The 21,296-nt window shown below is 46.4% G+C and carries 18 protein-coding genes; 11 read left to right on the top strand and 7 right to left on the bottom strand.

Going from position 1 to position 21,296, the window contains the following annotated elements; genetic code table 11:
- Positions 1-9: 9 nt before the first annotated feature.
- Positions 10-993 (top strand): HAD family phosphatase, encoded by a 984-nt coding sequence (locus KI655_RS05820; RefSeq protein ID WP_285402613.1) that lies wholly within the window; start codon positions 10-12, stop codon positions 991-993.
- A gap of 66 nt (positions 994-1,059) precedes the next feature.
- On the opposite strand, the gene KI655_RS05815 is transcribed toward KI655_RS05820, so the two are convergent.
- Positions 1,060-2,046 (bottom strand): AraC family transcriptional regulator, encoded by a 987-nt coding sequence (locus KI655_RS05815; RefSeq protein WP_285402611.1) that lies wholly within the window; start codon positions 2,044-2,046, stop codon positions 1,060-1,062.
- A gap of 26 nt (positions 2,047-2,072) precedes the next feature.
- The gene (locus tag KI655_RS05810; RefSeq protein WP_285402608.1) at positions 2,073-2,849 is read right to left on the bottom strand and encodes an SDR family oxidoreductase; all 777 of its coding nucleotides are present in this window, start codon (positions 2,847-2,849) and stop codon (positions 2,073-2,075) included.
- Positions 2,850-3,190: 341 nt separating this feature from the next.
- On the opposite strand from KI655_RS05810, the gene KI655_RS05805 reads away from it, so the two are divergent.
- The 4 genes from KI655_RS05805 (at position 3,191) to KI655_RS05790 (ending at position 6,347) form a co-directional block, all read left to right on the top strand.
- Positions 3,191-3,577: a hypothetical protein gene (locus tag KI655_RS05805; protein WP_285402606.1), complete on the top strand. Its 387-nt coding sequence runs from the start codon at positions 3,191-3,193 to the stop codon at positions 3,575-3,577.
- A gap of 432 nt (positions 3,578-4,009) precedes the next feature.
- Positions 4,010-4,882 (top strand): radical SAM protein, encoded by an 873-nt coding sequence (locus tag KI655_RS05800; protein WP_285402604.1) that lies wholly within the window; start codon positions 4,010-4,012, stop codon positions 4,880-4,882.
- Between the two features lie 173 nt (positions 4,883-5,055).
- Positions 5,056-5,292: a YdcH family protein gene (locus tag KI655_RS05795; RefSeq protein WP_285402602.1), complete on the top strand. Its 237-nt coding sequence runs from the start codon at positions 5,056-5,058 to the stop codon at positions 5,290-5,292.
- Positions 5,293-5,453: 161 nt separating this feature from the next.
- Positions 5,454-6,347: a LysR family transcriptional regulator gene (locus tag KI655_RS05790; RefSeq protein ID WP_285402600.1), complete on the top strand. Its 894-nt coding sequence runs from the start codon at positions 5,454-5,456 to the stop codon at positions 6,345-6,347.
- Positions 6,348-6,418: 71 nt separating this feature from the next.
- On the opposite strand, the gene KI655_RS05785 is transcribed toward KI655_RS05790, so the two are convergent.
- From KI655_RS05785 to KI655_RS05765, 5 genes are all read right to left on the bottom strand, one after another.
- Positions 6,419-7,228: an SDR family NAD(P)-dependent oxidoreductase gene (locus tag KI655_RS05785; RefSeq protein WP_285402598.1), complete on the bottom strand. Its 810-nt coding sequence runs from the start codon at positions 7,226-7,228 to the stop codon at positions 6,419-6,421.
- A 195-nt stretch (positions 7,229-7,423) separates the two neighbouring features.
- Positions 7,424-8,983, bottom strand: a complete 1,560-nt coding sequence (glpD, locus tag KI655_RS05780) for a glycerol-3-phosphate dehydrogenase (RefSeq protein ID WP_285402596.1) — start codon at positions 8,981-8,983, stop codon at positions 7,424-7,426.
- Between the two features lie 240 nt (positions 8,984-9,223).
- Positions 9,224-10,009, bottom strand: a complete 786-nt coding sequence (locus tag KI655_RS05775) for a DeoR/GlpR family transcriptional regulator (RefSeq protein ID WP_285402594.1) — start codon at positions 10,007-10,009, stop codon at positions 9,224-9,226.
- 201 nt (positions 10,010-10,210) lie between these two features.
- The gene (glpK, locus tag KI655_RS05770; protein WP_285402592.1) at positions 10,211-11,737 is read right to left on the bottom strand and encodes a glycerol kinase GlpK; all 1,527 of its coding nucleotides are present in this window, start codon (positions 11,735-11,737) and stop codon (positions 10,211-10,213) included.
- A gap of 59 nt (positions 11,738-11,796) precedes the next feature.
- Positions 11,797-12,651 (bottom strand): MIP/aquaporin family protein, encoded by an 855-nt coding sequence (locus KI655_RS05765; RefSeq protein WP_285402590.1) that lies wholly within the window; start codon positions 12,649-12,651, stop codon positions 11,797-11,799.
- Between the two features lie 449 nt (positions 12,652-13,100).
- Between KI655_RS05765 and KI655_RS05760 the strand changes: the two genes are divergently transcribed.
- From KI655_RS05760 to KI655_RS05735, 6 genes are all read left to right on the top strand, one after another.
- The gene (locus KI655_RS05760) at positions 13,101-13,769 is read left to right on the top strand and encodes a response regulator transcription factor (RefSeq protein WP_285402588.1); all 669 of its coding nucleotides are present in this window, start codon (positions 13,101-13,103) and stop codon (positions 13,767-13,769) included.
- 14 nt (positions 13,770-13,783) lie between these two features.
- Positions 13,784-15,340 carry a sensor histidine kinase gene (locus KI655_RS05755; protein ID WP_285402587.1) on the top strand — a complete coding sequence of 519 codons (1,557 nt, stop codon included), beginning with the start codon at positions 13,784-13,786 and terminating at the stop codon, positions 15,338-15,340.
- Entirely contained in the window at positions 15,340-16,470 is a 1,131-nt protein-coding gene (locus KI655_RS05750) for an ABC transporter substrate-binding protein (RefSeq protein ID WP_285402585.1), read from the top strand. The genes KI655_RS05755 and KI655_RS05750 overlap by 1 nt, the downstream gene beginning before the upstream one ends.
- A 99-nt stretch (positions 16,471-16,569) precedes the next feature.
- The gene (locus tag KI655_RS05745) at positions 16,570-17,631 is read left to right on the top strand and encodes a 4-oxalomesaconate tautomerase (RefSeq protein ID WP_285402583.1); all 1,062 of its coding nucleotides are present in this window, start codon (positions 16,570-16,572) and stop codon (positions 17,629-17,631) included.
- A gap of 238 nt (positions 17,632-17,869) precedes the next feature.
- On the top strand, positions 17,870-19,048 hold the full coding sequence (locus KI655_RS05740; RefSeq protein ID WP_285402582.1) for a tripartite tricarboxylate transporter substrate binding protein: 1,179 nt from the start codon (positions 17,870-17,872) through the stop codon (positions 19,046-19,048).
- Between the two features lie 232 nt (positions 19,049-19,280).
- Entirely contained in the window at positions 19,281-21,284 is a 2,004-nt protein-coding gene (locus KI655_RS05735; protein ID WP_285402581.1) for a tripartite tricarboxylate transporter permease, read from the top strand.
- Positions 21,285-21,296 lie beyond the last annotated feature (12 nt).

Here is a 21,296-nt window from a genome sequence, read left to right as displayed (position 1 = left end):
GTCGTTGCTATGAAGAAACTTACTTGTCTGTCAGTCGCTATTTTATCCAGCCTCTCTTTTTCATCTTTTGCCAAAGATTGTGATTCATCACTGCTGCCCTCGTGGAAGGATAGCCCGAGTAAATCCGCCATTGTTAAATTTGTCGAGCAAACGAATGATAAACAGGCTGATACCTATGTGGAAGTGGAAGATCGTATCGCAGTGTTCGATAACGATGGTACGCTTTGGTCTGAAAAACCGTATTACTTTCAACTAGCGTTCGCGCTGGATCGAGTTAAAGAGATGGCGCCTGCGCATCCAGAGTGGAAAACGGAAGAGCCGTTTAAATCTGTGCTCGCAGATGACATTAAAAGCGTGTTATCGAGCGGAGAAGAAGGGCTACTCAAGCTTATTTTAGCGACCCACTCTGGAATGACGGTGGAACAGTATCAGCAAGACGTTGATGAGTGGTTAGCAGCAGCCAAAGACGAGCGTTTCAATAAGGCCTACACCGAACTTACCTATCAGCCAATGAAAGAGATGCTCACTTATCTGCAAGATAACAATTTTAAAACCTACATTGTGTCTGGTGGCGGAGTTGACTTCATGCGAGTGTGGGCGCCAGAGGCTTACAATATTCCCACAGAGCAGATCATCGGTAGTGCACTGAAATACAATTACAGCTACAACGATGGCAAGCCAACCGTGACCAAGGATTCGTCTATCCTAACGATTGATGATAAAGCCGGAAAAGTATCGAATATTCAGCATATTATTGGTAAAAAGCCAATCTTAGCTGTGGGTAATTCAGACGGTGACCAAGCGATGATGCAATGGGCAACCAGCCAACCAAATTCAATGGCTATGATTGTTCATCACACCGATGCTGAGCGAGAGTGGCAGTACGATCGCGAGTCTCATGTTGGTAAATTAGATAAAGCACTTGATGAGGCGAATCAGCGTGATGAATGGGTCTTGATCGACATGAAGTCAGATTGGTGCCAAGTCTACTGATGGTGTTCTTAAGATGGGATAGATGGCTATCCCATTTTTTATGAGCAATTCATAAAGGAACGTGCGTTAGCCTCGAACTTGGCTTGGGGTTGTTCCTGTCCAACTGCTGTAAGCGCGAATAAATGAATTCATCTCTTGAAAACCAAGCAGGAATGAAACCTCAATAATCGGAAGCTGAGTCTGTTGTAAGTAGTAGTCGGCAAGCTCTTGGCGCACTTTTTTCAACACCCATTGATAGCTGTAGTTCTCGTCAGAAAGCTTTCTTTGTAGCGTGCGTTTGCTCATCGCAAGTTGATTAGCCACATATTCGATGCTGCTTTCCCCTTGAGGTAACGAGCCAATCAAGACGGTTGAGACGCGGTCGAGCGTGGTACTCTCTGCCAGTTGAGCTTCAAGTCTCTGTTTTAATTCATTATCAAACATATTGAGCATCGCCTGATTGTTCGTCAAAAAAGGCGCTTGTGCATCTATAGCTCTAAAGCGAATCTGAGCCTGTTCCCCTCGCTTCACTTCACAACCAAAATACGCCTCGTACGCATCAAGTTGGTTGGGTAATTCGGGCAGTATGACAACTATAGGCTGAATGTGCTTTCGAGTGGCCATTCGAGCCAACTGGGTCATGAAAACCATTTCGGTGAGATTGAGGTTTTTCGGTAGTTTCCCTTCATGACCGTAGCACCCGAAAGTAAGTTGCGTGGCAAAGTCATCAGTTTCGATATCGAGGATGAGCGGCCCAATCAGCGGCTTGTAGTCGCGCAGACGGACTAATGCTGCGTTCAGATTATCACTGCACATCGCAGCATAAATCGGTACATCGCACGACTCAAAACTCAGAACATCGGCCAATAGCAATGGTATTTCAATGCTCTTTGAGGCAGCTTCAATACCATGCCAGATCTGGAAGTACTGCGCTGGTGTGAGCTGTACCTTCTGCTGGTCGAATAGCCCTTGTGGGAGGCCTGCATGAGCCAGTATCTCGTCTACGTCTAGGCCAAGGTCATTAAAAAGTACTTTCCAATTCGGTGGAATAATGAACTTACTGGCTCGCTTCATCTCTTTTGCCTCACTTTAAAATTGGTTTAGTTCTTTTCCATCGCTTGACGAGAAAGCTTAAGCGCGGTCTTACGTGGCAAAAGAGGGATAATCCAATTAATCATAAATTTAAGCGGTGCCTCATTGAAAGCAACGAGCTCACGTTTTTGCATCGCTTGATAACCACACTCTGCAACTGAGCGGGCTGACTTAGCGTTTTTCCAGATCTCGACGCCGTCAAGGTTGCCTGCTTTTACAAAACCAGTATCCACTGCTCCCGGGCAAAGTGCTGTGACACTGATGTTGTGCTCTTTGACCTCTTCGGCAATTGCTTGGCTAAATGACGTGACATAAGCCTTAGTTGCGTAGTAAACCGCTTGTAATGGCCCCGGCATAAATGAAGCCGTTGAAGATACATTGAGAATTTGGCCGTAGTTGCGCTCAATCATGCCCTGTAGGTAAAGGTGGGTTAGGTTGGTTAATGTCACCATATTGACTTGCATCATCGCTTGCTCATCAGTGAGAGCACGCTGTGCAAATGTTCCATGACCGCCAAACCCAGCATTGTTAATGAGAGTATCGATTTGAAGTCCTTTCGCTTCAGTAAGTTCAAACACTTGTTGCGCTGATTCCGGTAAAGAAAGGTCAGTAGCAATCACGTCAACCTGAATAGCGTGTGCTGCTTCTAGTTCATTTTTCAGTGCGTCTAGCTTGTCTTTTGAGCGCGCTACAATCACTAGGTTTTGCCCTTTTTCTGCGTGTATTTTCGCAAGCTCTAGACCGATGCCGTTTGATGCGCCTGTAATAAGTACTGTCTGTGTCATGATGCTACCCTATGTCGTTATCTCGTGGTGTGTCTATATATTAGGCTCCCCGTTGATTTAGGTGACATCCGATCACGACAACTATCTATCTGATCGTGCCAATCATTCCCTGAAAGATGAAGGATAAGTAAAAAACTATACATTTCATAAGGTTGCTAATGTCACTTTTACGAGTTGGACGCCTGTAGCTTTTTGTTTAATGAGCTTCAAAATTAAGTTGAATAAGCACTCTATATCACATCTTTTATAAATTTGTAGCTATGGCTGTACACATTTATTTGCCTCATGAATAGAATTGCGGGCTAGTGTTATTTTGGCTATGTAATTGAATGAGAATAAAAATGAAACTTAAATCTATGTTATTGGCTTCTCTGGCTGTAACGGCACTCTCTGGTTGTTTGACAGTTCCAATTGAAGAGTTGCAACCAACAGCTGACCAGAAAACGATTGATACCGCAATCGAGCACCTAAGTGATGTAAAAGGAATTACGATTACGGAAAATGGCGTGATTTATTACGTTGAGTCACTGCCGGGCAATTCTAGATGGGCGACAGCGCATATTATGGAGTTGAGCTACCGCTTTTCTTGCGAAGATCTTCGCTGGTTCGTAGACCGAGGTATGATCGTGCGTATGAGATTCCAAGGTAACAGCGGAACAACGCAAGATTATGATCTTGAGCGTTGTGAAACCGAAGTTCCAACGGACTTATATGAGTCTAAAGGTTAGTCCATTTAAACTTCTGTGGTAAGGCTGAAAGTTTTCTTTGATTAGTTGGGTCGGTTATAGATGGAGTCTATGATTTACATGTTTCATCGAAATCTATGGAATGAAAACGGAGGTCAAATTATGAAATGGTTTTTGCTTTCTCTAACCTTACTCTTTGCCGTGGGCTGTCAATCGACAGGTTCGTCATCATCTGACGACAGCTATCATTGGGAACACGGTGGTGGCTGCGATCACTAACTTTTTCACTAGCCTTTCTAGTTGCAGTACATAAATGCCCTCTCGATTTTGTGAGGGCATTTTATTTTAAATGTATAAACTGATTCTATATCTGCACCTATTATCAACGCTTTCCTATGTCGTTAAACTCTCCCTCAACAAAACAGCGCTCCGCCAATTGGGCAATAACCAGAGCGCGCAACGGGAGACACCACTATGCAATATGAGGGAAAAGTATACCGCCCTTGGATTGAGGCTCGCAGCATTCTGATTCAAACCACACTGGGATGCAGCATTAATACCTGTACGTTCTGTAGCATGTTTGATGACAAACGCTTTAAGGTGCGTGATATCGAAGATGTGTTCAAAGATATTGAAGAAGCGCGTCAGATATACCCATACGTTGAGTCTATCTTCTTAACAGATGGCAACGTAATGGCAGCGCGTACTGACTACCTGTTGAAGGTGCTGACTAAACTCAAGCAGACGTTTCCTGAGAGCCAAAGAATCTCTTTATATAGTGGCTTGAATGATTTTCGTCGTAAGAGTGTGGCTGAGCTTAAAGAGCTGAAGAGTGCTGGCCTTGATATGGCTTATTGCGGCTTAGAATCAGGTGACCCTGTGGTGCTCGACCGCATTAAAAAACGCATGAGCCAAGAGCAGGCAATAGAAGGCATGGCGATGGCGAAAGAAGCGGGTATTGAAGTGTTGTTGTCGTTCATCTTTGGCTTAGGTGGCCGTGAACGCTCTAAAGAACACATCATCGAGACTACGCGCATTTTGAATATCACTAAACCGGAACATATCGCACCTATGGCTCTTGCGATTCAACCGGGAACCGTGATGGAGCAAGAGGTTAAAGACGGCACCTTCATTATGCCGACACAATTGCAGATACTTGAAGAAGAGAAATATCTACTCGAAAACCTAGAGATAGATACCTTCTACTGGGGCGATCATGGCAACAATATTGTTCCTCAAAAAGGCTACTTGTTGGATTCTCGCGAGCAATTCTTAGCCCGCGTAAATCATGCGATCGATAGCAACCCGATGGCTGCACAAAACATCATTCAAACCTATTCTTGGTAATGATACAGGCGGGAGCAGCGTGTTCGCTCTCGTCTAATTTAATACTATTGGTGTCCAAATATTGTTCGACGCTGTGTGCTGGATCTCATCGTTTTTAGCACTCAGTTGCTAAGGTATTTATGACACATTCTCTAATTTCAGCCTGAAGGCTCTACAAAAGGAAAGAGGTCTCTATGCTAGGTGAAAACCACTCACTTGTTCATGAATTCCCAGAAATGAAAGATAAAATTGCTCAGCTTGCAGAGGAGAATGAAAGCTTTGCAACTGACATGAAAACCTACAACGACTTAGATAAAGAGATTCGTAAATTGGAGCTAAACGGCTCGCCGATTGAAGATGGTCAAATGCACCAAATGAAGCACGATCGTTCAGTGCTTAAAGACTCGCTTTATGCGCGACTAACCGCCTAACTAAGACTGTGATAAAGCAAACACAATGACTAAGCTCCTTCGGGAGCTTTTTTTGTGTCTGAAGTAGCAGAACTTGTACGGTATAGAGATTGTATTACTTCGAAAACCAAGCATAATAATTAGTATTAAATTATGACTTTCAAGTTTTTGTTGGTAATCAGATGAATATTGAACACCTGAAATTGTTTGTTCGTTTAGCTTCCACTCATAACATCAGCATGGCGGGGCAAGAGCTAGGGCTGTCACCAGCGGTTGCAAGCTCGCACATTAGCAAGCTTGAAGACAATTTGGGTGTGCGCTTGGTGCATCGTACCACCCGTAAAGTCTCTTTGACCGAAGAGGGGCAAGCGTTTCTGCCCCATGCAGAAGAGGTGCTGTCTAGCGTCGATGCGGCTCGCTCGGCAATTGGAGTAGGCAGTGATTCTCCAACAGGTACACTCAGGGTGACGGCATCGGCGTCATTTGGTCGCCTACATCTGGTTCCGGCTCTGTCGGGCTTTATGGAAGCTTATCCGGGGCTTAAGGTTGACTTGAGGTTGTCTGATACAGTGGTGGACATGGTTGAGGGAGGTTTCGATATCGCAATTCGAATCTCCGAACTCAAAGACTCTTCTTTGATTGCTCGAAAGCTTGCGCCGGATGACCGTATTATCTGTGCCTCTCCTGATTACCTAATCAAATATGGTAAGCCAGTCACTCCACAAGACTTAAACGATCATCAATGTAATAGTTTGATTGGGCTTGAGAACTGGACGTTTCAGACTGAGACAGGGCCTGTCACCGTAAAAGCGAATGGTCCATTTCGTACTGATAATGGTGAGGCTTTGAGAGATGCTGCTATTGGCGGAATTGGTCTAGCCATTGCCTCAACATGGTGTGTTTACGATAAGCTAAAAAGTGGTGAACTGATTCGGGTGCTCGATGATTACCCATTAACATCAGAGCCTTCTATCTGGGCGGTGTACCCAAGTTCGCGGTTACTGGCTCCAAAGGTCAGAGCCTTTATTGACTACTTCTCGGAACATTATGGAACGCCACCATACTGGGACAATTGAGTTTAGAGCAGTAAAAAGCCCGCATCATAGCGGGCTTTGTAGTATCTGTAGGTGATTAATTGATGACTGGATTAAGCAAGCTTTTCAGCAAGAGTGCGTTCAATCGATTCAATAACCAATTGTGACTTGTTACCACGAGTTGCATCTGGATGTGGGTTTGCAAATACCTCATTATCGTTATCGAAATATTTGCCATGAGCGTTCGCAAACTCATCGGATAGCGATGCGCGTACCAAGATATCCGAGCCAATGCTTAAGTCACCGCCCGCAATTCCGTAGGCATCTTTTACCATTTTACTACCAAGTAGTGATGCCGGATTCACCGCCACAACCATAGGACCAACGCCTGCTAACTCGTTTGCCATTTCGCGAGTCCACATAGTGATAGCGAGCTTACTTTGTGCATAGGCTTCTCCATCTGACAGTGGTTTACGACCTTCTAGCGCATCAATACTCACCGGCGCTTGAGCTGCAGAAGATAGGTTCACCACTCGGCTTGAGCTGTCCAACAGTGGTAGTAATCGCTTAGTTAGGTGATATGGTGCGAGAGTATTGACCACAAAGCGCACATCCAAATCATCTGAAGTGATTGGGTTTGACGTGTTGAAGACACCCGCATTATTAATCAGCACGTCGAGTTTAGACTGCTCTGCCAATACCTTGCTCGCCAAGGCTTCTACGTCCGCCAATATCGATAAATCCGCCACATAGCTTTCAATCTTTGCTGTGTCTGAAATGTTCGCGAGCTTTTGTTCAACGTCTTTTAATTTTTGTGGATTGCGACCGTGCAACAAAACGTGATGACCTTGTTCAACCAGTGTTTTTGCTGTTTCAAAGCCAATGCCATCAGTAGCGCCTGTAATCAGAATAACTTTTTGCATGGTATCTATTCCTTATTGAAACGCTGAGTGAGCAAGCGTTTATGTGTTTGGTTTCGTTGAGATAAAGCATAGCAAGGTTTTGAAATGGTGATAATTAACGGGCTGGTGAAAACACTCTTTAGATTTCGTTGAAAATAAAAAAGCTTAGTCGGAGGGACGACTAAGCTTTTGGTTGCTCGAATTAGCTAGGTGCTGTTAGCTCACTTGAGAAAAGCTCACCACTTTTTGCTCAAGTGTCGTCTTTAGGTAATCCGTCACCATCTGTTGCTCGTCTTGGCTCATGTAGAGGCCCAGTTTGGTACGGCGCCACAGCATGTCTTCTGAAGTCTGAGACATCTCTTGTGTGATCAGGTAATCGATTTCACGCTGGTAGACACCGTGAGCCTCTGCAGAGAACTTCTTACCAAGATCTTCTTCACAAGTTGCACCATCAAGTAGATCCCATGTCTTGGTTCCAAACTGAGTGATGTAGCGAAGCAGCAGACCTTTTGAAGCCCAAGGGTACTTAGAGTTCATCATCTCGGCCAGTTGTTCACGGCTACAGCTAAAGTTGCCACCTGGTAGCGTATCGGTCGCTGTCCAAGCTGGTCCCATGTTTGGCAAGAACGGCTCTAGCTTCTTCAGCGCCGCTTCACCAAGCTTACGGTAGGTCGTGAGTTTACCGCCGAAAACAGATAGCAAAGGCGCTTGGTCAAGTTCAGCATCCAGTTCCAATGTGTAATCGCGCGTGATTGCTTGAGGTGAATCGGATTCATCATCACACAGAGGTCGTACGCCGCTGTAAGTCCACACAACGTCATCTGTGGAAAGCTGTTTCACAAAGTGTTGATTCACAATATCGATTAGGTAATCGACTTCATCATCCGAGATTGCAACTTCGCGTGGGTCGCCTTTGTACTCAACATCTGTTGTACCGATGATCGAGAACTTGTCTAGGTAAGGGATCATGAAGACGATACGGTTGTCTTTGTTTTGAAGAATATACGCTTGAGGCTCATCGTGAATACGTGGCACAACAATATGTGAACCCTTGATCAAACGGATGTTACGTGGTGATGCTTGTTCCAGACCATTATCAAAGAACTGTTTAACCCAAGGACCCGCTGCATTTACTAGGGATTTTGCTTTACGTTCGAATGTTTGATCTGTCATTACGTCGCGGATCGTTACGACCCATACACCGCCTTCTCTGCGTGCTGCTTCCACGCGACAGTAGTTACGCGTTTCGGCGCCATTTTCTTTCGCTGCAAGTACATTCAGCAATACCATTCGAGCATCATCTACCCAGCAGTCTGAGTATTCGAAACCGACTTTCATTTCAGGTTTCAGTAGGCCTGATTGCGCTAGGTTAACTGTTTTACTTGCTGGAAGTGTGGTTCGTTTACCCAAGTTATCGTAAAGGAATAGGCCACAGCGAATCATCCACGCTGGGCGCAAGAATGGGCGATGCGGTAAACGAAAACGCATTGGCTGTGCAATGTGTGGCGCTTTCCGTAGCAGGACTTCACGCTCGGCAAGGGCTTCTGACACTAAACGAAACTCGTAGTGTTCTAGGTAGCGCAACCCACCATGAATAAGCTTTGAGCTTGCAGATGACGTTGCTGATGCGTAATCGTTGGCTTCGTAAAGTCCGACAGACAGCCCACGTCCCGCAGCATCTGCAGCGATACCAGCACCATTAATACCACCACCGATCACGATCATATCTAACGTGGAGGATGAACCATTTTTTGTATTTTGTTGTTGAGCACTCATGATTTTGACCTCTTGGTGAGCGAACGAGCATTTTGGAAACTGGTTAAATCCTATATCAACTTTCGTTTTTGGTCATGTTTTATTTTCGTTTATGCGCGTTTAATGTGATTTGGACATAAAAAAACCTCTAATTCATACGAATAGAGGTTTTTGTTAACAATTCTGTTAAGTATAGACGTCCTTTTTAGCGCAAGCGAACATTTTGAGGTCGTTGAATGTTCGCAGAGAAAAGGTGAACGGCTACTCTTTAATTCTTGTTTGTGTTTCAATCACTTCGAGTGGGATCTCTGCTTCCTTTAGAATGGTGTGAATCTCTTCCGGTGGCTGTTGGTTGGTGAAAACCATGTGTGCTTGATTGATATTGCCCAGTTTTACCATGGCATTACGACCGAATTTCGAATGGTCGACCGCAATAAAGATGCTGCGGCTGTTTTCGATGATCGCTTGCTTCACTCGTACTTCATGGTAATCAAAATCGAGCAGTGAACCGTCGAAGTCGATGCCACTGATACCTAGGATGCCAAAGTCCAAACGGAACTGCTTAACAAAATCGAGCGTCGCTTCACCCATGATACCGCCATCTTTATTACGAACTTCACCGCCAGCTAGGATTACCTTGATCTCAGGGTTAGCCAGCAGGATGGTCGCGACATTGATGTTGTTTGTTACAACACGCAGCTGTTTGTGGTTTTTATTGAGGGCGCGGGCGACGGCTTCCGGTGTAGTACCAATATCAATGAACAGAGTCGCGCCATCTGGAATGTGTTTCACCACCTCGTCAGCAATGACGTCTTTTTCATTGAAGTTTAGCGTTTTACGCGTGTTGTAAGAGGTATTTTCAGAGCTTAAAGGAATAGTGGCACCACCGTGGTAGCGGCGGATTTTGTTGCTGTCTGCGAGCTCATTGAGGTCGCGTCGAATGGTTTGTGGGCTTACATCAAACTTCTCAACGAGTTCGTCTGTGCTGACGTATCCCTGTGTTTTCACCAGATCGACAATCTGCTGGTGCCTTGGTATCTGCTTCACTTACTGCTCCCATGTGCCTAGAACTTGCTCTAGAACACCAATTTCGAAAATATATACTCGCTCTATTGTGCGCGAATTGGCGCGATGTGAGAAGTTTCTATGCTGAGTTATCGGGGCTAAAACGCAAAAAGAGCACGACAGGCGTGCTCTTTTGAGTTTCGTTTGGTGATTTTGGTTAAATCACACCCGATTTATAACGCATTAATCTTCGTTTTCTTCATCGTCGTGAAGCTCAGACCATACTTGTGCACACTTGATTGCACGTTTCCAACCTTTGTAACGGCGGTTACGTTTCTCTTCATCGTGGTGTGGCAAGAACGTGCGATCTAGAACGGCTTTGCCTTGAAGCTCGTCGATGCTGTCCCAGAAGCCTACTGCAAGACCCGCAAGGTAAGCTGCGCCTAGTGCTGTTACTTCAGTTACTTCTGGGCGGTGAACTTCTGTATCCAAAACGTCAGATTGGAACTGCATTAGGAAGTTGTTTGCTACCGCGCCGCCATCAACACGTAGGTTTGCTAGCTTGATGCCAGAGTCCGCTTGCATTGCATCTAGTACGTCGCGAGTTTGGTAAGCGATGCCTTCCAGTGTTGCACGAATGATGTGGTTAGAGTTAACACCACGAGTTAGACCAACAATAGTACCGCGTGCGTAAGCATCCCAGTATGGTGCGCCTAGACCAGTAAAGGCAGGAACAACGTAAACACCGTTTGATGTATCTACTTTTGTTGCGAAGTACTCAGAGTCTTTCGCATCAGCCAGAAGCTTCATTTCGTCACGTAGCCATTGAATTGATGCGCCACCCATGAATACCGCACCTTCCAGTGCGTAAGCTGGTTCGCCTTTAGGGCCACATGCTAGTGTCGTTAGTAGGCCGTTTTTCGATGTTACTTTCTCTTGGCCTGTGTTCATCAGAAGGAAACAACCCGTACCGTAGGTGTTCTTCGCTTGACCCGCTTCCACACACATTTGACCGTAAAGTGCTGCTTGTTGGTCACCCGCAATACCTGCGATTGGGATACGAGTACCGCCTTTACCACCCAAGTTAGTTTGGCCGTAAACCTCAGAAGAGCGTTTCACTTCTGGCATCATTGATGCAGGGATGCCCATCTCGTCTAGTAGCTTGCTGTCCCAACATAGGTCGTTGATGTTGAATAGCATAGTACGTGAGGCGTTAGTGTAGTCAGTTACGTGAACGCGGCCTTGAGTCATCTTCCAAACTAGCCAAGTATCCACAGTACCGAACAGTAGCTTGCCTGCTTCTGCGTCTTCGCGAGCGCCTTCAACGTTGTCTAGGATCCATTTTACTTTTGTACCTGAGAAGTACGGGTCAAGGACTAGGCCCGTATTGTCGCGTACGTAATCCTCTAGGCCACGCGATTTTAGGTCTTCACAGATGTCAGCAGTACGACGACACTGCCAAACAATCGCGTTGTAAACCGGCTTGCCCGTCTCTTTGTTCCAAACAATGGTCGTTTCACGTTGGTTGGTAATACCGATACCAGCCAGTTCGTCACTGCGGATACCCGCTTTAGCAAGTGCTTCAACCAGCGTTGAGCTTTGCGTTGCCCAAATCTCCATTGGGTCGTGCTCTACCCAGCCCGCTTTTGGATAGATTTGAGTAAACTCTCGTTGAGAAGAGCTAACGATGTTCGCATCATGGTCGAGGATAACAGCGCGAGAGCTTGTTGTACCTTGGTCTAGCGCCACAATGTATTTTTGCTCGGTCATGGTAAGAATCCTTTTTGTTTCGTTATTTATATTTTAGTAAATGTTGGAAGGCTTAGGGTTTAAGCACGAGCTTGTTCAGCTTCTTCTTCTGTTTCACATTGATTCGGGATAGTACAACCTTGGCCTGTTGATGGCAGGTAAGCTGCAATGGCTTTCGGGTATAGCCAGCCACCAAAACATGCACCAGCGATTGGAGCAAGAATTGGTACGATGAAGTAAGGGATATCACGAGCACCCGTTAGTGCGTAATCCCAACCAGCAAAGTAAGCAAATAGCTTAGGACCGAAGTCACGTGCTGGGTTCATCGCGAAGCCAGTTAGTGGACCAAGAGAGCCACCAATAACCGCAATCAGAATACCGATAAGTAGTGGGTTCATTGCACCACGAGAAGCACCATTGTTCTCATCACCCAGTGCCAAAATCGCGAACATCAGTACAGCTGTAATCACGAATTCCACAGCAAAAGCGCCAAAGAAAGAGAGGGAAGCGTGTGGGTAAGTCGAGAAGATACCAGCAGTAGATAGTGCATCTTGGCTACTGCGAACGAAGTTGTGTGCAATTTCGTAGTCAGTAAACAGGTTGTTATAAAGGCTGTATACCAATGCCGCAGAACAGAATGCCCCAAGTAGCTGAGCAATAATGTAAGGCACGACTTTCGATTTCTCGAAACCATGGAACATCGCCAAGGCAATGGTCACGGCTGGGTTAATGTGCGCGCCAGAGACACCAGCAGTACAGTAAATAGCAATGGATACACCAAAGCCCCAAACAATACTGATTTCCCACTGTCCAAAGCTAGCACCAGCCAGCACTAAGGCAGCGACACAGCCAACACCGAAAAAGATCAGTAATCCGGTGCCGATAAACTCGGCGATGCATTGTCCTAGTAGGGTGGGTTGTTTATTCGTCGTCATTTTCAAGTCCTTGTTTATTGTTATTATCTAGCACGTGTATTGTGCACAAATTTGCGAACCCGAAAACAAACGAACATTAAAAATGAGCGTTTGAGCATAAATTTGTTAATTAAAGGCGAGGTAAATGTTAATTAACGCAACTTTGCTCACAAAGGATGCGCATTTGAAAGGAGGGTGATGGTTTCGAATGCTTGAGGTGGGGTAAAACTACTCGTATGCGCGGTAATGCACAACTGGTACGACAAGTTAGGGTTTTGATTTTGTGAAGCGACTGCACTGATGACGGAAATTTAGCCGAACAAGTGTTTAAATCGCACGCAAATTAACGCTGTACTGAACAGAATGTTCTAAATGTGATGTAGTGCGGAGGTTTGTTTTATTATTGTTAATCTTGTTATTGAAATCTTTTCCTGTCTTGAGAACAATCACCTTCTTTAGGTGGGGGTAAGATGAGAATACTGGTAGTTGAAGACGATCGTTTGATCAGTGAAGCCATAGAGCAACGCTTTGTCGATTTAGGACACGGTGTCGATTGTGCCTATGATGGTGAAGTCGCGTTTGCCATGGTGAGCCATACTCAATTTGACCTAGTGATACTCGACCTAAACCTGCCAAACAAATCAGGCGAGCAGATCATCAAGCGTATTCGCCATACCTCAGATACGCCCGTTCTTATCTTGACTGCTCGTAGTGAAGTCTACGACCGCATTCAGCTGCTCGATCTCGGTGCTGATGATTACCTGACCAAGCCGTTTGATTTTGGGGAATTGGAGGCTCGCTGCCGTGCCATTGTTCGTCGTCATCAAGGCAACGACCAAAACCTAGTCACGTTCGGCGACATTATCTTTGATAGTGTTGCATGTGAGGTCAAAGTAAAAGGGCAGCTGATCGAGCTTAAGCAGCGCGAGTATCGACTGCTCGAGATCTTTTTGACTCATTTAAATCGAGTCATGAGTAAAGAAGAGATCATCGACCACCTATACGGCTTTGATAACCCGCCGAATACCAATGCTATTGAAACCTATGTTGGGCGACTGCGCAAAGCACTCTCCGATAGCCAAGTTGAGATAAAGACTCTGCGCGGATTAGGCTATGTGCTCAATGATAAAGGGCAGTAGCTTGGAGGTGTTTTATGACTTTGAGTCTTAATTTTCCTTCTCGCTGGGTAAAGTTCTCTTCTCGATCGCTACGATTTCAACTGCTGTTCTCAGCAACTTGCCTGTTATTGTTGATCAGCCTGCTTACGATGGTCGCTGTTAAGCGCTACGCCTATCAAACAACGCAGATGTTTTATGATCGTCAGCTTGATAATGCTGCGCAGCAGATCATAGAACAAGTTCGCTTTGATGGTTTCTCTTTTAGTGTGGATATCCCGACCGCCGCTTTTAAATCCTTGGCAGAATCGGCCAGAGACAAGGTCTTTTATTCGGTGTCGGCGCAGGATACGCCTGCATCTCAACGCTTTATTACCGGCTATAAAGACCTTCTTGCACTTGAAGAGGTTCGAGAGCAAATCGCCAATTACCAGATCAAACTTGAGCCTGAAGCGAGCTATTTTTATCTCAACTATAAACAGGAGTGGGTTCGTTTTGCTTTGGTTAGCAATGTCATTAATACCCGAGAAGGGCCGCAGCATGTGTTTGTGCTTGTCGGGCAAACAACTCAAGCAAGGCAAGTGTGGGAAAAATCGCTGACCGATCATGCGATTAAGCTGGTGGCTGGGGTGGTACTCAGTGCCTTATTGGTGATTTTTGTACTGATTATTCGAGTGCTCAAACCCGTCAACCAGATTAACGACAAGATGGGCAGACGTTCGACACTCGATTTAACCCCGATCAACCTCGATGCGCCTCAAGAGGTGAGGCATTTAGTGGATACGATCAATGTGTTCATGAACCAGCTCGATGAGAACTTAAATAATCTCAAGAACTTTACCGGACATGCCGCCCATCAAATCAAAACCCCAATCGCGGGCATTCGCGCTCAAATAGATCTTGCGCGAAGCAAAACCAAAGATGCAGAGACGATTGAATATCTGCACAAGGTCACTGGAGCATGCTCAGTGTTGGAGCGTACGGTTGATCAATTGCTTAACCACGCCACGATTCGTCATCGTTACCAGAGTATTGAACCCAAGCCTGTTGATATGAACCGCTTGGTAAAAGAGGTGTGCCGCAGTTTAGCGATGAATGCACTTATTAAAGACATAGAGCTCTGCTACCAAGAATCGCTTCAATTCAGCGTCAAAGGTGATGAGTTTTCCCTTAGCCAAATGCTGATTAACCTACTTGAAAACGCCATTAAATACTCGCCAAAGGGCAACGTTATTGAGGTAGAGATACTTCAGCAGGGCAGCAAAGCCGTGTTGCTAATTCGAGATTTTGGACCGGGGATTGCCGATCAAGATAAGCCATTTGTGTTCGAGAAATTCTATCGAAGCCCACGTGCAACCAGCCATGGAACTGGGCTTGGCATGAGCATAGCGCAAAATGTTGCGATTCAGTCCCATGCGCTATTAACTCTAGAAGATACAGTTACTCTCGAAGATACCAATAGCCAAGAAGATACGGCTACCCTCAAAGGTGCTGATAGTTTAGAAGGTACTGAAAGCCAAAAAGGACAGCAACAACAGAAAGGGCTAACGGTGAAAATTCAGTTCCCACATCCCCATTGGTCGGAGACTTGTTGATGGACAAAAATACAGGATCGCTATCGTTCATTCCAGCCAAAAATACTTTACTCATGGTGTCTCTGATTACTAGTAGTTCTTTGTTGGTGAATGGTTCTTCATTCGCGGATAGCTCTTTATCAGTCAGCGACAGTAAAACCAATCAGGACAATAGCTTGGTGATCTATGGAGCGGCTTATCTGTCTGAAATGAAACCTGTCTTGGAAGGCTTTGAGCAGAAGTATCCAAGCCTCAAGGTCGACTACACAGCGATGAGCAGCAATGTGCTTGATGCGCATATTCGAGAAAACACGTTCCCTCAGCCGGACATCACCATTAGCTCGGTGATGGATTTACAGATCCGTCTCGTCAACGATGGCTATGCGCGTCCTCATAAAGTCAATTTGCCCGGTTACAATGCGCAGTCAGGGATCATTCCTCAGTGGAGCCAATGGCGTGATGAACTGTTTGGTTTTAGTTATGAGCCCGCTGTTATTGTATTTAATCAGTCCTTTTTAGAGGGAAAACAGACGCCCTCGAACCGTGTCGAGCTGTTGAGCTTTATTCGTCGTCATAGTGATGAACTAAAAGGCAAAATTGGTCTTTTTGATATTCGGCATGTTGGAATTGGCTACCTTCTCTGGTCATTCGAACGTGCCCAAACCACCAACTATGGTCAGTTTTTAGAGTTATTTAATCTGCACCAAGCGCGCACTTTTGGCAGTTCAGCCTCGATGCTAAAAGCTCTGAATGAAGGTGAGATTGCGATGGCCTATAACATCATGGGTTCGTACGCCAACTCATGGCAGGCCAAACACCAAGATGTGGTCATCGTCGCGGCTGAAGACTATACCCCAGTGGTCATTCGTACCGCATTCATCAATAAAACCACAACCAGAGCAGACCAAGCCGAAAAATTCATCGATTACCTGTTCTCCTATTCTGGGCAGCAGCGTATGGCGGAAGCGACCAATATGCCCCCCGTAAGGAGTGATATTAAGAGCCATAAGTCCGCCAAATCACTTCGCCAAGATTACGCAGAGCGACTAAAACCGCTGCCGTTAGATGTGAGCTTGTTGATTTTCTCAGACCAAAGCAAACGCGATATTGTTATTACCGAGTGGGAGAGTGCATTAAAAACCTATGACTGATCGGCAAGTCAGTTAGGTGACAGTTTCGTTTTTTACCCTTGAGACCCGAAGAGCACGGAGTTGCTCATATCTTCCAAGCGTAAAGAGGTTGAAACGGTCATGAACGATAATATTTCCTGCATGTTGATTAGAGGTGGTACATCAAAAGGGGCTTACTTTTTGGCGAGTGATTTACCCAGTGATGAACAGGCGCGCGATGAACTCTTGATTCGTATAATGGGCTCTGGAGATGGCCAACAGATCAACGGTATTGGCGGCGGAACTACCCTCACGAGTAAAGTCGCGATTGTGTCGCCTTCTCAAGAAGAGGGCACCGATCTGGAATATCTCTTTGCTCAAGTCGGCGTAGAAACTAAAGAGGTCGATACTAAGCCCTCTTGCGGCAACATTCTCTCAGGCATTGTCGCGTTTGCCAGCGAAAACCAACTGATTACCTTAAGTAGCCCCTCAACTAAGCTACGCGTTAAAAATATCAATACCAACACCATCATCGAAGTCTCGGCTGAGAGCCCTAATGGTCGATTGCAATACGATGGTGATGTCAAAGTCGATGGTGTGCCGGGCACTGGGTCTCCTGTATTACTCAACTTCTTGAATGTAGGCGGCGCCAAAACGGGCAAACTGTTCCCTACTGGCAATGTGCGCGACACCATACAAGGCATCGAAATCTCTTGTCTTGATGCGGCGGTACCTATGGTGCACATCAATGCCAAAGATTTAGGTCTAGTCGGCACGGAAACCAAGCAACAACTTGATGGGGACGCAGCATTGCTGGCGAGAATCGAATCTATTCGTTTAGAAGCGGGCGAAAAAATGGGGATGGGCGATGTCTCTGGTAGTGTTGTGCCAAAAGTCTCTTTGCTGTCGCCGCCTTGTCGCGAAGGTCACATCACTTCTCGTTACTTTGTTCCGCACAATTGTCATGCCAGCCATGCGGTGACTGGAGCGATTTGTGTCGCAGCAGCCAGCGTGATTCCGGGCACCATTGCGCATGAGTTGTGTGAAGGGATTCAGTCTCAAACGGTTTTAATTGAGCACCCAAGCGGTCAGATTCAAGTGAATATCCAAGTTGAAGCGGGCGAAGTGGAGCCAGAGGTGCGTCAGGCTGCACTGGTGAGAACAGCAAGGCCTCTGTTTAAAGGGGCTGTTTACCCGAATTAAATCAATGTGTTACCTAAGATGGAACATATATTTATTTAGATTTAAGCCACGAATTAACGTGGCTTTTTTCGTTTTCAGGACTGTTGCGAGCGCCAATAAATATCGATCTATGTAACACTTTTGTTATCAAAATGAAGCGTGTCAGTTGAATGACAGTTTCGCCCTCTAATTTGTCAGAAACCACAAAAAATAGCCCTGTTACTGACGACGAAACGTAATCAGGGTACTAGGAGGCAAAATGCTGAACTTACTATCCACTGGCAATACCCCATCGAATTCACAGAGCAAAATACAGCGCCACAGCGAGCGTGTTGTGAAGAAAACGCTCTCTCAATTCAAGCTTTGCCAAACATTGCTAGTGACGCTGCTTGGCGTTGGTGCACTATCAACGCATGCACAAGCCGAAGAAGTATCATTCAAAGGTGAAAGAGTCGAGTTTTTGATGCCCTACAAAGAGGGTGGCGGCACCGATACTTGGGGACGTTTCTATGCACCTTACTTGTCTCAATCCTTACCGGGCAACCCAGTCGTTGTTGTAAAAAACATTCCGGGTGGCGGCTCTACCAAAGGCGCGAACCAGTTCGCTCGCCGTGCTAAGGACAACGGTCTCAATATCTTTGCGAGTTCGGCATCGACACAATATCCCTACCTTCTAAAAGATCGCCGTGTTCGTTATGACTACAAAGATTGGAGTGTCATTTTGGCTTCTCCAACTGGTGGTGTTGTTTATGTCTCTCCGAAAACGGGGATTGAGAATGTTCAAGACTTATTCGATAAGAAAGACCAGATTAAATTTCAATACGCTAGCCAAGGTGCAACGTCGATTGACCTAGTACCCCTGTTGGCAATGGATCTGCTTGGCTTGGATGTACAAGCGGTGTTTGGTATGCAAGGTCGCGGTGCAGGCAGATTGGCGTTTGAGCGTGGTGAAGTGAACATAGATTCTCAAACGAGTTCCTCTTACATCGACAAAGTGACGCCGCTGCTGAATGAAGGCAAGGCGACTCCACTGTTTAGCTTCGGTGTGCTGGGCGAAGACGGCAAACTGCAACGTGATCCTAACTTCCCAGACTTACCGCACTTCGCTGAGGTCTACCAAATGTTCAACCCAGACGCGGCCGAGACACAAGGTTATGCTGTGTGGCGTTCATTCTTTATGGCAGGCTTTGCTGCTCAGAAAATGATCTTTGTACCGAAGTCGACACCTGAAGAGACCGTGGCGGCGTGGCGTGCATCGGCGACTGAGCTCGTTAACCAACCTGATTTCCAAAAACGTTCTGTTGAGGTGTTGGGAGATTACCCTCAGCTCACTGGCGAACAAGCTCAGTTGGCACTCGACGCTGCGTTATCACTAGATGAAAGTAACTTGTCTTGGGTCAGAAATTGGCTCACCACAAATTACAACACCCGTTTCTGATACGACTATCTAAGTCCAAGAAAATACTGGCTCTATTCGGCTAGTGCCCAACGGTAGTGAGACCACAGCGTTAGATTGTGGCTCACTCCTTTTTATATCGCTCACCTTCCTGCAAGTCGTGTCCCTCATACTCTCTTAACTCAAGACGTTTTGATATCAGGGTTCAACGGCCAGCCAGCAGTGAACAGGCCTTTCAAGGTGAAGCGAGTGAATGAACAGAAAGGATTCAATGATGTTAAACGAACTCTTTGCAGCACTGGAAACCATACTCAGCGTCCAGCATATTGCCTTTATGCTTGGTGGCGTTGTGCTCGGTTTGGCGATTGGTATCTTCCCGGGATTAGGGGGCATTGCAGGTTTATCTCTGTTGTTGCCATTCCTATACGGTATGGACCCAATCTCAGCTCTTGCGATGTTGATCGGTTTGGTGGCGGTGATCCCAACCTCAGACACCTTCACTTCAGTATTGATGGGGATCCCCGGCTCTAGTGGCTCACAAGCGACGGTGCTTGATGGCTTCCCAATGGCGAAGAAAGGAGAAGCGGCTCGTGCTTTGTCTGCGGCCTTCACTTCGTCGCTTTTTGGTGGACTATTTGGCGCGGTGATTTTGACTGGCTTTGTGCTGATTGCGCGTCCGGTGATTCTCGCGTTTGGCTCGGGTGAGCTCTTTATGCTGACTCTACTTGGTTTAAGTATGGTCGGCGCATTAGCAGGAAAAAGCCTAGTTAAAGGCCTGTCTGCATGTGGTATGGGTGTTCTGCTAGGCAGCGTGGGCAGTGCCCCTGCAACAGGCGAGTACCGAATGACCTTTGATAACTTCTACCTAATGGATGGCATTCCTCTGGTCGTCGTCGGTTTGGGTATCTTTGCACTGCCTGAAATTATCGATCTGCTGAGACAAAACAAGCCGATCGCCAATGCGAGCAAGCTCGGCAAGGGCTGGTCTGCCGGTGTGCGTGACTTCTTTGCCAACAAGTGGCTAGCGCTACGCTGTAGTGTGATTGGTTGTGTTGTCGGTGCTCTACCGGGTCTTGGTGGCAGCGTGGTTGACTGGATTGCTTATGGTCATGCGGTGCAAACCACCAAAGGAAAACCTGAGTTTGGTAAAGGCGATGTACGCGGTGTGATTGCGCCGGAGTCATCGAACAACGCAAAAGAGGGCGGTGGCCTTGTTCCTACTTTGCTGTTCGGTATTCCGGGCTCAGGCAGCATGGCGGTCTTCCTAGGTGGTATGGTGCTGGTGGGTTTGGAGCCGGGCCCTGCGATGGTCAGTACGGATCTCGATATCACCTACACGATTGTTTGGTCTCTGGCATTAGCTAACGTGTTCGGTGCGGGTGCTTGTATGCTGCTTTCGCCTTGGGTCGCTCGTCTAACCACGGTTCGTTATACGTTGCTTGCACCTTTCATGGTGATGGTTATCTGCTTTGCGGCATTCCAAGCAACGCGCGATCTGGGTGACCTGATCACACTGTTAGCGATTGGTGTCCTCGGTGTGCTGATGAAGCGCTTCGATTGGCCGCGTCCGGCATTCTTGATTGGTTTTGTACTGGCTAGTGGCATGGAAACTTACCTGTACCAAGCTGTGCAGTTCGACGGCATTGGCTTCCTAATGCGCCCGGGTGTGATGATCATTGGTGGTCTAACGCTGTTTTCTCTGTTCTTTATGTGGCGTCAAAGTGCCAAGAAGAATCAACAAGCGAAACAAGCTCAAGAAGCGTCACCGACAGCTAATACTCGTAAGCCAACGGCAAATCGTCAACCTCAGATTATCTTTGCAGCCCTAGTGAACATCGCCTTTATGTATGGGGTTTACGACGGCTACCAGCAGAGCTTCTTGGGTGGCGTATTTACCATTGTCATTTCAAGCATTATGTGGCTACTGTCTGCGATTGTTCTATTCCAACTGCTGACTAAGCCAGAGGGTGATGCGATTTACTTTGATAATGAGTACGAGCAAGGCTACGCCTTTGATAGCAACAGCATCAGTATGATGCACTACCTCTACTGGTTAGGCGCTCTAATCTTGGGCTGCTATTTTGTTGGCTATGTTATCGCTATCAGTGCATTCTTCTGTCTGTTCCTGATGAGTAAGGCTGGACTGAGTTTGGCGAGGTCGGCATCAGTAACAGTGGCTGCGACTGGATTCCTTCTGGGGTTAACCCATCTCATGGTACTCGACCTGCCGATAGGTCTACTGCAAGAGTCGGTTGACCTACCATGGCCACTTGGATAATTGAGGAGAACA

The organism is Vibrio sp. D404a (genome assembly GCF_030248535.1).
In the GTDB taxonomy this organism is placed as follows: Bacteria; Pseudomonadota; Gammaproteobacteria; order Enterobacterales; family Vibrionaceae; genus Vibrio.
The sequence above is the reverse complement of the archived record's forward strand: the minus strand, read 5'-3'. Positions and strand labels throughout refer to the sequence as shown.

Bases quoted from the DNA above. Each gene is read 5' to 3' on its own strand.
- glpK (WP_285402592.1), bottom strand. From the start codon at position 11,737: ATGACCGAGCAAAAATACATTGTGGCGCTAGACCAAGGTACAACAAGC.
- KI655_RS05820 (WP_285402613.1), top strand. From the start codon at position 10: ATGAAGAAACTTACTTGTCTGTCAGTCGCTATTTTATCCAGCCTCTCT.
- KI655_RS05750 (WP_285402585.1), top strand. From the start codon at position 15,340: ATGGACAAAAATACAGGATCGCTATCGTTCATTCCAGCCAAAAATACT.
- KI655_RS05740 (WP_285402582.1), top strand. From the start codon at position 17,870: ATGCTGAACTTACTATCCACTGGCAATACCCCATCGAATTCACAGAGC.
- KI655_RS05755 (WP_285402587.1), top strand. From the start codon at position 13,784: ATGACTTTGAGTCTTAATTTTCCTTCTCGCTGGGTAAAGTTCTCTTCT.
- KI655_RS05745 (WP_285402583.1), top strand. From the start codon at position 16,570: ATGAACGATAATATTTCCTGCATGTTGATTAGAGGTGGTACATCAAAA.
- KI655_RS05810 (WP_285402608.1), bottom strand. From the start codon at position 2,849: ATGACACAGACAGTACTTATTACAGGCGCATCAAACGGCATCGGTCTA.
- KI655_RS05800 (WP_285402604.1), top strand. From the start codon at position 4,010: ATGCAATATGAGGGAAAAGTATACCGCCCTTGGATTGAGGCTCGCAGC.
- KI655_RS05785 (WP_285402598.1), bottom strand. From the start codon at position 7,228: ATGCAAAAAGTTATTCTGATTACAGGCGCTACTGATGGCATTGGCTTT.
- glpD (WP_285402596.1), bottom strand. From the start codon at position 8,983: ATGAGTGCTCAACAACAAAATACAAAAAATGGTTCATCCTCCACGTTA.
- KI655_RS05815 (WP_285402611.1), bottom strand. From the start codon at position 2,046: ATGAAGCGAGCCAGTAAGTTCATTATTCCACCGAATTGGAAAGTACTT.
- KI655_RS05805 (WP_285402606.1), top strand. From the start codon at position 3,191: ATGAAACTTAAATCTATGTTATTGGCTTCTCTGGCTGTAACGGCACTC.
- KI655_RS05790 (WP_285402600.1), top strand. From the start codon at position 5,454: ATGAATATTGAACACCTGAAATTGTTTGTTCGTTTAGCTTCCACTCAT.
- KI655_RS05765 (WP_285402590.1), bottom strand. From the start codon at position 12,651: ATGACGACGAATAAACAACCCACCCTACTAGGACAATGCATCGCCGAG.
- KI655_RS05760 (WP_285402588.1), top strand. From the start codon at position 13,101: ATGAGAATACTGGTAGTTGAAGACGATCGTTTGATCAGTGAAGCCATA.
- KI655_RS05735 (WP_285402581.1), top strand. From the start codon at position 19,281: ATGTTAAACGAACTCTTTGCAGCACTGGAAACCATACTCAGCGTCCAG.
- KI655_RS05795 (WP_285402602.1), top strand. From the start codon at position 5,056: ATGCTAGGTGAAAACCACTCACTTGTTCATGAATTCCCAGAAATGAAA.